The organism is Kineococcus sp. DHX-1 (assembly GCF_042473625.1).
Classification (GTDB): Bacteria; Actinomycetota; Actinomycetes; order Actinomycetales; family Kineococcaceae; genus Kineococcus.
This window is the reverse complement of record NZ_CP170445.1, coordinates 458,764-472,764: the sequence shown is the minus strand read 5'-3', so window position 1 is coordinate 472,764 and position 14,001 is coordinate 458,764. Positions and strand designations below refer to the sequence as shown.

Sequence of the window (14,001 nt, the reverse complement as noted above, 5' to 3'; positions counted from 1 at the left end):
GTTCCGCATCGCGGAACGGGTGCCTCATCGCGGAACGAGTCTGGGACCGCGGAGAAGGCCGTGTCAAGCAACGCGCGGGGCGCCGGGACCGGCCGCCCGGAGACGGTCGATCACAGCGCCCCGCAACGCCTTGCGAGCCTCAGTCGTCGACGGTGACCGGCGCCTTGGAGACGTCCACCTGCACCGGTCGCGGGCTGACCGGACGCATGAGGCGGTCGGACCGGATGTCCTTGGTGATGGCGACGCACAGGGCCACCATCACGACCAGGAACGGGGTCGCGGCGATGATCGTGACGTTCTGCAGCGCCTGCAGGCCGCCGGCGTAGAGCAGGACCACGGCCACCGCCCCCGTCAGCACGCCCCACAGGGCCGTCAGCCAGCGCCGGGGTTCGTCGTCGCCGTGGCTCGACAGCGACGCCATGACGATGCTCGCCGCGTCGGCTCCCGAGACGAAGAAGATGGCGACGAGGACGACCACGAGCACGGAGGTGACGCCGGCCAGCGGGAACTGCTGCAGCAACGTGAACATCTGCGTGTTCTGGTCCGGACTGGCCAGGACGTCCAGCGCCCCGGTGAGCTGCTCGTGGATCGCGGTGCCGCCGAAGACGGAGAACCACACGAGGGAGACGAGCGTCGGGATGAGCATGACGCCCACGACGAACTCGCGGATCGTCCGGCCGCGGGAGATCTTCGCCAGGAACGCTCCGACGAAGGGCGTCCAGGAGATCCACCACGCCCAGTAGAAGATGGTCCAGCCCGACAGCCACTCCGAGCCGCCGTAGGCCCCCGTCCGCACCGACATCTCGGGCAGGTGCGCCAGGTAGTTCCCCGCCGCGTTGGGCATCAGGTCGAGGATGAACACCGTCGGGCCGACGACGAAGAGGAACAGCAGCAGGACCCCGGCGAGCACCATGTTCGTGTTCGAGAGGATCTTCACCCCGCGCTCGATGCCGCTGATGGCCGAGACCACGAAGCACAGGGTGAGGACGGCGATGATGCCGACCTGCCACGCCGTCCCGCTGCCGGCGCCGAACACCTGCGACAACCCGCCGTTGATCTGCGCGGCCCCGAGCCCCAGGCTCACGGCGGACCCGAAGATCGTCGCGAAGATGGCGAGGACGTCGATGGCGCGCGCCGCACCGGCCCCGCGGGGTCCGCGCAGCAACGGCGCGAAGGCGGCCGAAAAGCCTCCGGAGCGTCCCTTCCGGTAGCTGGAGTAGGCGAGCGCGAGGCCGACGACCGCGTAGATCGCCCACGGGTGCAGCCCCCAGTGGAACAACGCGTAGTTCATGGCCTCGCCGGCCGCGGCGTCGGTTCCGGGCTCGATGCCCGCCTCCGGCGGCGTCATGAGGTGCGTCACCGGTTCGGTGACGCCGTAGAACATCAGGCCGATGCCCATGCCCGCCGAGAACATCATGGCGATCCAGGACGCCCGCGAGTGCTCGGGCCGCTCGTCGTCGGCCCCGAGGCGGATGCGGCCCACCCGGCTGAAGGCCAGGACGAGCGCGAACACCACGAACCCCGTGGCTCCGAGGACGAACGCCCAGCCGAGGTTGCCGGTGATCCAGGACAGCGCCGTCCCGGTGCCCGAGGCCAGCCGTCCGGGGACGACCACCCCGACCACGAGGAGGACGGCCACGACCACCAGGGACGCGGCCAGCACCGGGACGTCGAGTGGCCGTCCCCGTCTGCTCGCCCCACGCTCTTCGTCGATCTCCTGCTCGATCACGAGAGGTCCTCTCCGGAGGGGGTGCCGAGCACCCGTTGGGTGGGAGTGACGCGTTGGCACGCTAGTGCGGTTGTTGCGTGATGAGCAACGAGTTCACGAGAACGCAACAGAGCGGGAACACCTGCGGAACACCGGCCCGGCCGGGCGGCGACCCGGAGGCGGTGGGAGCATCCCCGGGGACGGGACAGGGGGCCCGGACGACGGATCGGCGCACAGGAGGACGAAGGACGATGGCGACGGGACCACGGATCGTGGCCTGCCCGGTGGCGGACCTGCCGCCCGGTGAGGTGGTGCGGCTGGACCGCCCCGGACTCAGGGCACCGGTCTCGGTGTTCAACGTCGAGGGCGAGTTCTTCGCCATCGACGACACCTGCACCCACGCCGACGAGTCGCTGGCGCAGGGCTGGGTGGAGGACTGCGCCGTGGAGTGCCCCCGGCACGCCTCGGCCTTCGACCTGCGCACCGGCGTCCCGTCCAGCCCACCGGCCCTCACCCCGGTCCGGACGCACCTGGTCGAGGTCGTCGACGGGAACGTGGTCGTCGAGGTGGGCACACCCCGACCCGCCTGAGCAAGCACGGCACCTCCGACGGTCCGGACGAGGACGTCGCGTCGTCGCGACTGATATACCAGAGTGGAGACTAGGGAGGTGGCGGGAGCGCCGTCAAGGCTCAGCGGGTAACCTCGACCGCGGTGTGCCGGGAAGTCTGGTCGGCGGTCGCTGCGGCGATCTCTCCCGCTGTCGACCCCGGAAGGGCCTCGTGACCACGCCACCGAACCCCACACCCCGAAGCCGCACCCTCTTCTCCCGCGGCTCCTGGACCGAGGCCCAGCGCGTCGCCGAGGTGCTGCGCAAGGAGACCGTCGGCGGGTTGCTCCTGCTCGTCGGGACCGTGGTGGCGCTGGTCTGGGCCAACTCGCCGGCGTCGGCGTCCTACGCGGGACTGCGCGACCTCGTCATCGGTCCCCACGCCCTGCACCTGGACCTCTCGCTCGGCCAGTGGGCCGCCGACGGCCTCCTGGCGATCTTCTTCTTCATCGCCGGCCTCGAGCTCAAACGGGAGTTCGTCGCGGGTGACCTGCGCGACCCGCGGCGAGCGGTCGTGCCCGTCGTCGCCGCGGTCGGCGGCATGGCCGTCCCCGCGCTCCTCTACGCGCTCGTCACCGCCGGTGGCGGGGACGCGACGAAGGGCTGGGCGATCCCGACCGCGACGGACATCGCGTTCGCCGTGGCGGTCCTGGCCGTCATCAGCACCCACCTGCCCTCGGCGCTGCGCACCTTCCTGCTCACCCTGGCCGTCGTCGACGACCTGCTCGCCATCACGATCATCGCCGTCTTCTACACCGACCAGCTCTCCGTCGGGCCGCTGCTGGGCGCGCTGGCCGTCATCGCCGTCTTCGGGGTGCTGGTGCAGCGGCGGGTGCGGACGTGGTGGCTGCTCGTGCCGCTGGCCGTGGTCGCCTGGGCCCTCATGCACGCCTCGGGCGTGCACGCCACGGTCGCCGGCGTCCTGCTCGGCTTCACCGTGCCCGTGGTCCGCTCCCAGGCGGCGGGCGGACCCGAGGCCGGTCCCGGGCTCGCCGAGCACTTCGAGCACCGCTGGCGTCCGCTGTCGGCCGGGTTCGCGGTGCCGGTCTTCGCCTTCTTCTCGGCGGGCGTCACGGTCGGCGGGTTCTCAGGTCTCGTCGAGTCCCTGCAGGACCGCGTGGCGCTGGGGATCGTCGCAGGCCTCGTACTCGGCAAGACCGTGGGCATCCTCGGCGCGACGGCCCTGGTCTGCCGCTTCACCCGCGCACGGCTCGACAGCTCCCTGTCGTGGTGGGACGTCCTGGGAGCCGCCATGCTCGGCGGCATCGGGTTCACCGTGTCGCTGCTCATCGGCGAGCTGGCCTTCGGAGCCGGGAGCGTGCGGGACGAGCACGTCAAGGTCGGGGTGCTCACGGGGTCCCTCCTGGCCGCCGTCCTGGCCACCGTCGTCCTGCGGCTGCGCAACCGCACGTACAAGCGGCTGCACGAGCTCGAGCAGGTCGACGAGGACGGCGACGGGATCCCGGACGTCTACCAGCAGCGTCCCGCGGGCTGAGGTCAGGCGCGCCAGCCGAGGGCGGCCGAGGCGCGGTCGGCCGCGGCCACCACCGCCGGCGTGATCTCGCGCAACCGGTCGGCCGTGAGGCGGTACGAGGGGCCGGACACGCTGAGGGCCGCCAGGACCTCGCCGTCGGCCCCCCGCACGGGAGCCGCGACGGCGTTGAGCCCGACCTCGAGCTCCTCCGTCGTCGTGGCGAACCCGTCGACGGCGATCTTGTCGAGCTGCTCCTCGAGGTCGCGCCGGCGCGTCGTCGTGGCGTCCGTGTACCGGCGCAGCCGACCGGCGGTGCCCGCGGCCCGCACCGGGGCGCAGAACGCCATGAGGACCTTGCCGCTGGACGTGGCGTGCAGGGGGGTGCGCTCACCGATCCAGTTGTGGGTGACGACGGACGACGCACCGCGGACCTGGTCGACGTTGAGGGCCGCGTCGCCGTCGGCGAGGGCGACGTTGACCGTCTCCCCCGTCGTCGCCGCGAGCTCCTCGCAGGCCGCCCGGGAGCGCCGCGTGACGTCGAGCTGGTCGGTCACGGCGCCGGCGAGCCGGACGACGGCCATGCCGAGGCGGTACTTGCCGCGGTCGCCGACCTGCTCGACCAGCCCCCTCGCCTCCAGGGCCGTGACGAGGCGGAACGCGGTCGACTTGTGGACCTCGAGCCGCTGGGCGATCTCGGTGACGCCACCCTCGCCGAGCTCGGCGAGGACCTCCAGGACGGTCACCGCCCGGTCGACGGACTGCACCGGGGAGGTGCGCGCGTCGGGGGTGCCGGTCATGGCGTCATGGTCTCAGGAGGGCCGCGGATCCCGGGCCGGGGTCGTCGCCGGACCCTGCACCGGGACTGGTGTACCAGACGACGCGTAGGGTGAGGTCGTGAGCGCACCGACGACCGCCCGCGCGGGTCAGGAGACTTCTCCCGCAGCGCAGTCCCTGGCGGACGTCGCCTACGAACGCCTGCGTGACCGGCTCGTCGTGCTCGACATCCGGCCCGGTGAACCGCTGAACGACGACCTGCTGGCCAAGGAGTTCGGCGTCGGCCGCACCCCCGTCCGCGAGGCCCTCAAGCGCCTCGAGGTGGACCGGCTCGTCGTCGCCTACCCGCGCCGCGGGACCTTCGCCACGACCGTCGACATGACCGACCTGGGCCACATCTCCGAGGTCCGGCGCGCGCTCGAACCGGCGGCCGCGGCCGCCGCCGCCCGCCGTGCCGGCCCCGCGGCGCGCGAGGAGATGCGGACGCTGGCGCGGACGGTGGCGACGCTGCACGCGGCCGTCGACGGCGGTGACCTCACCCAGCGCGAGCTCATGGAGCACGACGTCGAGGTGCACCGCAGCATCTACCGGCACAGCCAGAACCCCTACCTGCAGGACGTGCTCGTCCGGCTCGACAACCTCGCCACGCGCATCTGGTGCCTCGTCCTGGACCGGCTGCCGGACTTCGCCGGGCACGTCGGTGAGCACGTGGAGCTGCTGGAGGCGATCGTCGCGGGCGACGCCGACCGCGCGGCCGAGCTCGCCCTCGCCCACGTCACGGGCTTCGAGGAGTCGGTCCGTCAGGTCCTCTGACGACCCTCGGTGCGGCTCCGACCCCGCCACCGGAGCGCCCGGTGCACAGGTGACGCACACCTCGGTGCGCACATTGTCCGCCGCAGCGGGCGGACGATGCGCCAAGATGTCGTCCGTGCGCCGCCTCGACTCCATCGATGCCCGGATCCTCCTTGCGCTGGACGAGGACCCGCGCGCGACCGTGCTCGGCCTGTCGCGCCAGCTCGGCCTGGCCCGCGGCACCGTCCAGGCCCACCTGGAACGGCTGGAGTCCGACGGTGTGCTGCACCGGTTCTCCCGGCGGCTGGCGCCCGCGGCCCTGGGCTTCTCGGTCTCGGCGTTCGTCATGATCGAGATCCACCAGGGCCAGCAGGAGGACACCCTGCGCCGGCTGCGCGAGACCCCCGAGGTCCTCGAGGTGCACGGCATCACCGGCGACGGCGACCTCATGTGCCGCATCGTCGCCCGGGACGCCGACGACCTCTACCGCGTCGGCCAGGAGGTCCTGTCCATCCCCGGTGTCGTCCGGACGAGGACCTCCCTGGCCATGCGCGAACTGGTCCCCTACCGGGTGGACCCGTTGCTCACCGACCTCGCGGACTGACGCCGGCCGCCCTCGGCCGCCCGCCCCGACCCCGGGGCAGGTGGTCGGCGGGCCGTCTGCGCCGCGTGACCGGTCCCTTCCGGCCCGTGGCCGGGCCGACCGCCAGGCCCGGCAGGCCGGACAGGGCATCCGGTCCCTGCCACGGCCGCTGGGGTGCGCTGGTCGCGGGCCGGTCGAGGACGGCCGTTCCCGGTCCCCGTCGTGCGTCCGTCCGGGTCGACCGGCTGCGCGGCAACGGGTCAGCGCCACGACCGGGCGTCTCCGCGTCCTCGGGGACGGTGTCCGTCAGCGCGACCGTCGTCGTGCGGGCCGACCGGCGACGGCCGGTGCGGGCCGCGACGATCGCGCCGATCCCGAGCAGGAGCAGGGCGATCCCGATCCCGAGCGGTTTCGCATCGGCCCCGGTGCGGGCCAGTCGCGTCACCGCGGCACCCGCCGCCTTGACCGCACTCGCCGACCCGGAGGCCGCGCGGGCGGTCGTCGCCGACCCGCTGACGGGGCGTGCCGCCGTCGCCGGGGCCGGCTGGGCCGACGAGGCCGACGAGGGAGCCGGGCTGACCGCCGCGGTCCCGGGGGCGGGTGCCCCCGGAGCGGTCGGCAGGGTCGGGTCGGTCGGCAGCGGGGCGCCGGCCGCGGACTGCGGCACCACGAAGCTGCGCACCTCGCTCGTCCCGACGGCGGTCCCGTCGGCGAGCGTCTGCACGGCGCGGATCGACGTCGTCCCCACGGGCAGCGGGCTGGCCGGCACCAGGCTCCACGTCCCGTCGGCCGCGACGAGCGCGACGCCGAGGACGTTGCCGGCGGAGTCGAGGACGGTGATCGTCGCCCCCGGCTCCCCGGTGCCCGTGATGGTCGGGCGGTTGCCCGCCAGGACCTGACCCTCCGTCGGCGTGAGGACCGTCGGCGGCGCGACGGCCGGCGTGGCGGCGGCTGCGGCCCGCAGGAGACGGACCGTCTGCGACGTCGAGCTCACCGTGGTGGTCGAGGTGTCGTCGGCGAGCAGCGTGACCGTGCGCGAGGACAGGAGACGGACGGTCCCCCGCTCCTGGGTCGTGGCCGGGGTCGAGCCCGAGCGGGTCGCGCTCTTCGTGACCATGCCCGGACCCCACTCGACGTCCTGGTGGGCCACGACGTACCGCATGCCCGTGTCGATGTCGACGTGGTCGGCGCTCCAACGGCCGTCCGCGCCCACGAGGATCTGCCCGAAGTCGTGGTCGGTGCTCGAGTTCGTCACGAGCCGGACGACGCCGCCGGGTTCACCGGTGCCGGTCACGGTCTCGTGGCCGGTGGTGTTCACCGTCAGGTCGAGCGGGGTGTCGATCTCGACCGGAGCCGGAGCGTTCGGGTCGATGGTCACCGTGGTCGTGTTCGAGGTCTTGGCGACCCCGCCCAGGACTTGGGTGGCGACGACCGTCGTGTCCCCCGTGGGCAGGTCGATGCCGGAGGGGACGACCCAGGTGCCGACCGTCGGGTCCGCGGCGCTGGCCGTGGCGACGGCGGTCCCGACGACCCGGCCGTCGAGCGTCCGCAGCGTCACGGTCGACCCGGGGGCCGCCGTGCCGGAGAACGTCGGACGGGTCCTCGGCGTCACGGTGCCCGTGATGGGCGCGGTGATGACGGGCCCCACACCGGCGGCGGCGGTGACCGTCAGCCGGTTCACGGCCGACGTCGCGCGCTTGCCGTCGGCGCTCACCTGGGTGGCCGTCAGGGCGTGCGTCCCGGTGGTGAAGGCGGTCGTGGGCGCGATGGTCCACATGCCGTTGGCGTCGGCGACGACGGTGCCGAGGACGGTCGCGCCGTCCTTGACGATGACGGTGCTGCCCGGTGCCGCGCGACCGCGGACCAGCTGGTGGCCCTGCGCCGTCACGTACCCGTCGACGGGGACCACGATGGAGGGTCCCTGCGCCGCCGGGGTGGCCGGCGCGGTGGGCGTGGTCACCGTGGGGGTGCCGGTCGGGGTGACCGTGACCGTGACGGTCGGCGTGACCACCGGCGTGCTCGTGGTCGGGACCGAGGTGGTCGGCACGGAGGTCGTCGGCACCGAGGTGGTCGGCACGGAGGTCGCGCAAACGGGTGCGCCGAGGAGGTCGCAGAGCGTTCCGGTGGGCGTGCCGGTGGGGGTGCCCGTCGGTGCGGTGGTCGGGGTGCCGGTCGGGGTCCCTGTCGGCAGGTCCGTCGGGGTCGACGTGGTGGGCGTCCCGCTCGCCGTCGGGCACAGGGCGGCCGCGCCCAGGAGGTCGCACAGACCGCTGGTCACGGTGCTGGTCGGAGTGCTGGTCGGAGTGCTCGTCGGGACCGTGGTGCTGCCCGGGTCGGTGGGGACGCCCGTGGGGGTGGTGGTGGGCGTGGTCGTCGGGGTGTCGGTCGGGGTGTCCGTGGGGCACAGCAGCCCACCGAGCACCGGGATCCCGCACACCGCACCGCTGGTCGTCGGCGACGCCGAGGCGGTGGGGACGTCCGTGGCGGTGGGGACGTCCGTGGCGGTGGGGACGTCCGTGGCGGTGGCCGTCGCGGACGGGCCCGTCGTCGCGTCCGTCGGGGACGCGGTCGTGGTCGGGGAGTCCGTCGGGCAGAGCAGCCCACCGAGCACCGGGATCCCGCACACCGCACCGCTCGTCGTCGGCGACGCCGAGGCGGTCGGGACGTCCGTGGCGGTGGCGGTGTCCGTCGGGGTACCGGTGGACGTGTCCGTGGGCGTCCCGGTGGACGTGGTGGTGGACGTGGTGGTGGACGTGGCGGTCGGCGTCGGCGTGCTCACCGGGCCGAGCGAGACGTGCAGGCCGAGGGCCGGCGCGGACGTGTTCCCCGCCGGGTCGGTCTGGACGGCGGTGAGGATCGTCAGCAGCGTCAACCCGTTGCCGCGCAAGCTCCACACCCCCTGGGCGTCGGCGTCGGCCTCGCCGACGAGGGTGCCCGTCGCGGTGCGGACGACGACGTGGGCGAAGGGTTCGGCGGTGCCCGCGACGGTCCCGGCGCCGGTGGTGTCGATCAGCGCGGACGTCACGACGGGCGGCAGGGCCGTGGTGTCGGTGGTGAACGTGACGGCCGCGGAGGCCGCGGAGACGTTGCCGAGGGCGTCGGTCTGCACCGCGGTCAGCGTGTGCGCGCCGTCCGCGAGCGCCGTGCCGGGCCGGAGGACCCAGGTGCCGTCGGCGGCCACGGGCGTGGCGGGCAGGGCGGTGCCGTCGAGCGTGACGACGACGGACCCGTTGGGCTCGGCCGTGCCGCTGACGGACGGGCGGGTGTCGCGGGTCGTCGTGCCGGCGGTGGGCGCGGTCACGGCGGGCGGCGCCGCGGAGGTGTCCACGGTGAGCTGGACGGGGGCGGGGGCGGACTCGTTGCCGGCCGCGTCGACCTGGACCACCGTCACGGTGAGCGGACCCTCGGGGGTTCCGGCGGGCAGGGCCACGGGGGTGAGGGCGAAGGTGCCGTCGGCGGCGGCCGGGGCGGTCGCCAGCTCGGTGCCGTCGGCGGCGAGGAGCCGGACGGTGGCGCCGGGCTCGGCGCCCGCACCGCTCACGGCGGGGACGGTGTCGCGCACGGCGACGGTCCCCAGCGGGGAGGCGACCGTCAGGGCGTCGGGGTCGGTGGCGTCGCTGGTCCAGCTGACGCTCGTGGGCGCCGAGGGGCGTCCGAACCGGTCGACCTGCTCGGCGGTGGCGGTGTGGCGCCCGTCGGGCAGCGTGCCGGCGGCGACGGACCACTCGCCCTGCGCGTCGGCGGTGGCCGTGCCGAGGACGCGGCCCAGCTCGTCGCGGACGGTGATGGTCGCGCCGGGGTCGGCGTCGGTCCCCGCGACGGTGACGGGCCCGTTCAGCGCGGCGTCGGGGGCGGGGGCGGTGATGGTCACCGGGGCCGGCGGGAGGGCGTCGACGGTGAAGGAGCGCTGGGTCGCGGAGGAGTTGCGGCCGTAGGGGTCCTTCGCGTTCGCGGTGAGGGTGACCGGCCCCTCGGGCAGCGCGGCGACGACGACGGCGAAGGAGCCGTCGGGGCCGGCCTGCCCGGACCCGACGTCCTGGCCGCCGACGGTGAGCGTCACGACGGAGCCGGGTTCGGCGGTGCCGGTGACGAGCGGGGTGGACGTCGTGACCGTCGTGCCGGCGGCCGGGGCGGTGACCACGGGGGCGTCGGGACGCGTCGAGTCGACGGTCAGCAGCACGGGCGCGCTGGCGTCGGAAGTGTCTGCACCGCTCGTGTGCGTGGCGGTGACGATCCAGCCGCCGTCGCCGAGGGTCACGGGCGCCGCGAACGCGCCGGTGGCGGGGTCGAGCGTGGCGGTCAGGGTGCGGGTGCTGCCGGTCGTGCCGGCCGCGGGGGCGACGACGACCGTCACGGTGTCGCCGGGGAGGGCGCCGGACACGCTGCCGCGCACCGTGTTCGCCGTCTCGAGGGACGTCCCGGTGGGCGCCGCGACGACGGGCACGCTGACGGTGTTGGCCGGTGCGGTGACGGTGTAGCGGACGGTGGTCGGCAGCGAGGTGTTCCCCGCCGCGTCGGTCTGCGCGACGGCGACGGAGTGGGGGCCGACGGCCGCGGGCAGCGTGCCGGTGACGGTCCAGCGGCCCGCGGCGTCGACCGTGGTCGTGCCGAAGGAGGTGCCGTCGACGACGACGGCGACGGTGGCGCCCGGTTCACCGGTCCCGGTCACCGACGTGGCGGTCACCGCGGCGGACGAGCCGTCCTGGGGCGTCGTGACGCCGGGAGCGGCCGGGGCCTGGGAGTCGACGGTCACGAGCACCTGGGCGGAGGTGCTCTGGTTGCCGGCCGCGTCCGCGGAGACGGCGTAGAGGGCGGAGGGGCCCTCGGGCAGGGCGCCGGCCGGGCTGAGGGTCCAGCGGCCGGAGCCGTCGGCGGCCGTCGTGCCGAGGGTCGCGCCGGCCGCGGTCAGGACGGTGACGGTCGTCCCGGCCTCGGCGGTGCCGGACACGACGGGGGCGGTGTTCCGGGTGACGGTGCCGGAGGCCGGAGCGGTGACGACCGGCGTGACGGGGGCGGTGGTGTCGGCGGTGACCGTCCAGCCGGCGGAGGCGGTCGAGGCGTTGCCGGCGGCGTCCTTCGCGGTGGCGGTGAAGGTGTTCGGGCCCTCGACGAGGGTGACGAGGAGGGTCCACGCGCCGCCGGCGTCGGCGGTGACCGGCCCGAAGGTGTCCGCGCCGCGGGAGAGGGTGACGGCGCTGCCCGGCTCGGCGGTGCCGGTGAGCTGGTACGTCGCGGTGCGCACGGGCGCGGTCGGGACGGGCGAGGTGATGACCGGCGCCGCGGGCGGGGTGCTGTCCACGGTCAGCGCGATGGCGGCGGAGGCGCCGGACGGCTGCGACCAGGCGGTCTGCGTCGCGGTGAGGGAGGTCGGGCCGTCGGGGAGGGTCGCGGTCGTCGTCCAGGTGCCGGCCGGGCCGACGGTGGCGGTGCCGACGGTGGTCGCGCCGCGCTTGAGGGTGACGGTCGCACCCGGGACGCCCGTGCCGCTGACGGCGACGGCGCCGGAGGTGTGGACGGTGCCGTCGGCGGGGGCGGTGATGACGGGGGCGGGGACGGTGCAGTCGACGCCGCCGGCGGGGGCGGCGACGGTGGTGTTGAGGGGGAAGAGGTCGACGGTGGTGGAGGTGACGGCGACTCCGAGGGCGGACACGGTCGCGGTCACGGTCAGCAGACCGGGGCTCGTGACGGACGCCGACCGGCCGTCGGTCGCCTGGACCTTGCTGGCGCCGTTGTAGGTGATGGCGAGCGTGGTCCCCGCCACGGGGGTGATGCTGCGGGAGGTGCCCTTGGCCAGGGTCAGGGGCGTGCCTCCGCCGACGCTCACGGTCGCGGGGTTGTCGGAGAAGTTCGCGACGGCTCCGCCAGGCGTCCCCGACGCGGAGACGGACGCCGTCTGGCTCGGGACGTGCACCACGACACCGCCGGTCAGCGTGACGTCGGTGGACTGGGTGGTGGACGAACCCCGCACTCCCACCCGACGGGAGGCGTCCGCGGCGGTGAAGCCCGTCGTCGTGGAGGTCTTCAGGACGCCGGTGCCGACGAGCGTGCCGACCGTGAGGCCGGCGGTCTCCGTCGTCGTCGTCGTCAGGTCGACGCTGTTCGGCAGGCAGACGGCATCTCCGGCCCAGCGGGCCCCGGCCGAGCCCTTGACGGCCTGGACGCTCAGCAGGCCTCCCGAGACGCCCGCCCCGACGCCGTTCACGACGGGCGTCGGGTTGTCGGCCGGGCCCTCCTGGTGGGCGACGGCGACGGGCACCGACAGGCCGGCGACGTTGGCGGCGAGGGTGCCGACGTCGGCGACGACGCGCCTGGTCGTGCTGGAGTCCGCCCTCCCCACCGCCAGCCCGACGCGGACGTCCGCGACGTTCAGGGTGGCGGCGGAGATCCCGACCTTGGCGAGCGTCGCGCCGCTGGTGGCCGACCACAGCGAGGAGACCGGCGAGGCGGAGGCGGCGGGGGCGAAGGGCCCGCCGAGGAGGCCGACGCCGATGGACAGCGCGACGAGGCCCGCGAGGGCGTGCCGACCGCGGGCGGCGACGGCCGCCAGCGGGACGCTCGGACGCGGCAGCACCACGACCGTGACGGGGCGCGACTGGGGCACCCGGACCACCTCACTTCCGATCCACCACGCCACGAGGACGTGACATCTAGAACTTCTAGAGGTGGTTCGGACGACGACCGTCCGGACTGGAGCGACCGGGCCGGAGGGATCTTCTAGAACGAGCGGATCCACCCGTTCGGCCCATCAAGCGCACGGTGCAGGGCCCCGGCGCGGACGGTGGGCCGCGGCGGGTACGGCAGAATCGGGCGCGTGTTGCGCTGGCTGACCTCAGGTGAATCGCACGGCCCCGCGCTGGCGGGCATCCTCGAAGGCCTCCCCGCCGGGGTCGAGGTCGACAGCGCGCAGATCCGCCAGGCGCTCGCGCGCCGCCGCCTCGGCCACGGCCGCGGCGCCCGGATGAACTTCGAGCAGGACGAGCTCGAGGTCATCGGCGGCATCCGGCACGGCCGCACCCAGGGCGGCCCGGTCGCGCTGCGCATCGGCAACAGCGAGTGGCCCCGCTGGCAGGAGGTGATGGCGGCCGACCCGGCCGACGCCGACGGCCGCCGCTACGACGAGCCCGGCCGCATCCCCGCCCGCGGCCGCGCCGCCGCGCTGACCCGCCCCCGTCCCGGGCACGCGGACCTGACCGGGATGCAGAAGTACGGCTTCCCCGACGCCCGTCCCGTCCTCGAGCGCGCTTCGGCCCGCGAGACCGCGACGCGCGTGGCGCTGGGCGAGGTGGCCCGCGCCTTCCTGGCCCAGACGGTCGGGGCGGAGGTCCTCTCCCACGTCGTCTCCATCGGCACCCAGGCGGTCGCCGAGGGCACCGTCCCCGCGCGCGGGCAGCGCGACGCCGTGGACGCCGACCCGGTGCGCTGCGCCGACCCCGAGGCCAGCGCCCGGATGGTCGCCGAGATCGACACCGCCCACGGCGAGGGCGACACCCTCGGCGGCGTCGTCGAGGTCGTCGTCCACGACCTGCCGCCGGGCCTGGGGTCCTACGTCCACTGGGACCGCAAGCTCGACGCGCGCCTGGCCGCGGCGCTCATGGGCATCCAGGCCATCAAGGGCGTCGAGGTCGGTGACGGTTTCGAGACGGCCCGCCGCCGGGGTTCGCAGGCCCACGACGAGATCGAGCGCGTCGACGGCGGCGAGGGGACCGAGGGTTTCACCGTCCGGCGCCGCACCGACCGCGCGGGCGGCCTCGAGGGCGGCATGACGAACGGCGAGGTGCTCCGCGTCCGCGCCGCCATGAAACCCATCTCGACGGTCCCCCGCGCCCTCGACACCGTGGACACCTCCTCGGGCGGTGCGGCGCAGGCGATCGCGCAGCGCTCGGACGTGTGCGCGGTCCCGGCCGCGGGCGTCGTGGCCGAGGCCATGGTCGCGCTCGTGCTCGCCGACGCCGTCGTGGAGAAGTTCGGCGGCGACAACGTCGAGCAGGTCCGGGCGAACGTCCGCAGCTACCTCGACGGCCTCGAGGTCAAGGTCGCCCCCACGGCCTGATCCGACCCGCGA

8 protein-coding genes are annotated in these 14,001 nt (G+C 74.8%); 5 read left to right on the top strand and 3 right to left on the bottom strand.

The window, feature by feature from the left end; genetic code table 11:
* Positions 1-139: 139 nt before the first annotated feature.
* On the bottom strand, positions 140-1,729 hold the full coding sequence (locus tag ACFEMC_RS02250) for a BCCT family transporter (RefSeq protein WP_380173191.1): 1,590 nt from the start codon (positions 1,727-1,729) through the stop codon (positions 140-142).
* Between the two features lie 230 nt (positions 1,730-1,959).
* Between ACFEMC_RS02250 and ACFEMC_RS02245 the strand changes: the two genes are divergently transcribed.
* Positions 1,960-2,298 (top strand): bifunctional 3-phenylpropionate/cinnamic acid dioxygenase ferredoxin subunit, encoded by a 339-nt coding sequence (locus ACFEMC_RS02245; RefSeq protein ID WP_380173189.1) that lies wholly within the window; start codon positions 1,960-1,962, stop codon positions 2,296-2,298.
* Positions 2,299-2,488: 190 nt separating this feature from the next.
* Positions 2,489-3,811, top strand: coding sequence for a Na+/H+ antiporter NhaA (gene nhaA, locus ACFEMC_RS02240; protein ID WP_380173188.1), 1,323 nt, complete (start codon positions 2,489-2,491; stop codon positions 3,809-3,811).
* A gap of 2 nt (positions 3,812-3,813) precedes the next feature.
* Here the strand turns inward: nhaA and ACFEMC_RS02235 are convergent, their stop codons facing one another.
* Positions 3,814-4,587 carry an IclR family transcriptional regulator gene (locus ACFEMC_RS02235; RefSeq protein ID WP_380173186.1) on the bottom strand — a complete coding sequence of 258 codons (774 nt, stop codon included), beginning with the start codon at positions 4,585-4,587 and terminating at the stop codon, positions 3,814-3,816.
* A gap of 97 nt (positions 4,588-4,684) precedes the next feature.
* On the opposite strand from ACFEMC_RS02235, the gene ACFEMC_RS02230 reads away from it, so the two are divergent.
* Together ACFEMC_RS02230 and ACFEMC_RS02225 are read left to right on the top strand one after the other, a co-directional pair.
* The gene (locus ACFEMC_RS02230) at positions 4,685-5,377 is read left to right on the top strand and encodes a GntR family transcriptional regulator (protein ID WP_380173185.1); all 693 of its coding nucleotides are present in this window, start codon (positions 4,685-4,687) and stop codon (positions 5,375-5,377) included.
* Positions 5,378-5,483: 106 nt separating this feature from the next.
* The gene (locus ACFEMC_RS02225; RefSeq protein WP_367636377.1) at positions 5,484-5,960 is read left to right on the top strand and encodes an Lrp/AsnC family transcriptional regulator; all 477 of its coding nucleotides are present in this window, start codon (positions 5,484-5,486) and stop codon (positions 5,958-5,960) included.
* Here ACFEMC_RS02225 and ACFEMC_RS02220 read toward each other — a convergent pair.
* The gene (locus ACFEMC_RS02220) at positions 5,941-12,540 is read right to left on the bottom strand and encodes an Ig-like domain-containing protein (RefSeq protein WP_380173182.1); all 6,600 of its coding nucleotides are present in this window, start codon (positions 12,538-12,540) and stop codon (positions 5,941-5,943) included. The genes ACFEMC_RS02225 and ACFEMC_RS02220 overlap by 20 nt on opposite strands.
* Before the next feature lie 210 nt (positions 12,541-12,750).
* Here ACFEMC_RS02220 and aroC point away from each other — a divergent pair, with 210 nt between their 5' ends.
* The gene (aroC, locus tag ACFEMC_RS02215; protein ID WP_380173180.1) at positions 12,751-13,989 is read left to right on the top strand and encodes a chorismate synthase; all 1,239 of its coding nucleotides are present in this window, start codon (positions 12,751-12,753) and stop codon (positions 13,987-13,989) included.
* Positions 13,990-14,001: the final 12 nt, after the last annotated feature.

What these genes read in the sequence shown, in the direction of transcription:
- ACFEMC_RS02245 (WP_380173189.1), top strand. Translation starts at nt 1,960, where the DNA reads ATGGCGACGGGACCACGGATCGTGGCCTGCCCGGTGGCGGACCTGCCG.
- ACFEMC_RS02235 (WP_380173186.1), bottom strand. Translation starts at nt 4,587, where the DNA reads ATGACCGGCACCCCCGACGCGCGCACCTCCCCGGTGCAGTCCGTCGAC.
- ACFEMC_RS02225 (WP_367636377.1), top strand. Translation starts at nt 5,484, where the DNA reads ATGTCGTCCGTGCGCCGCCTCGACTCCATCGATGCCCGGATCCTCCTT.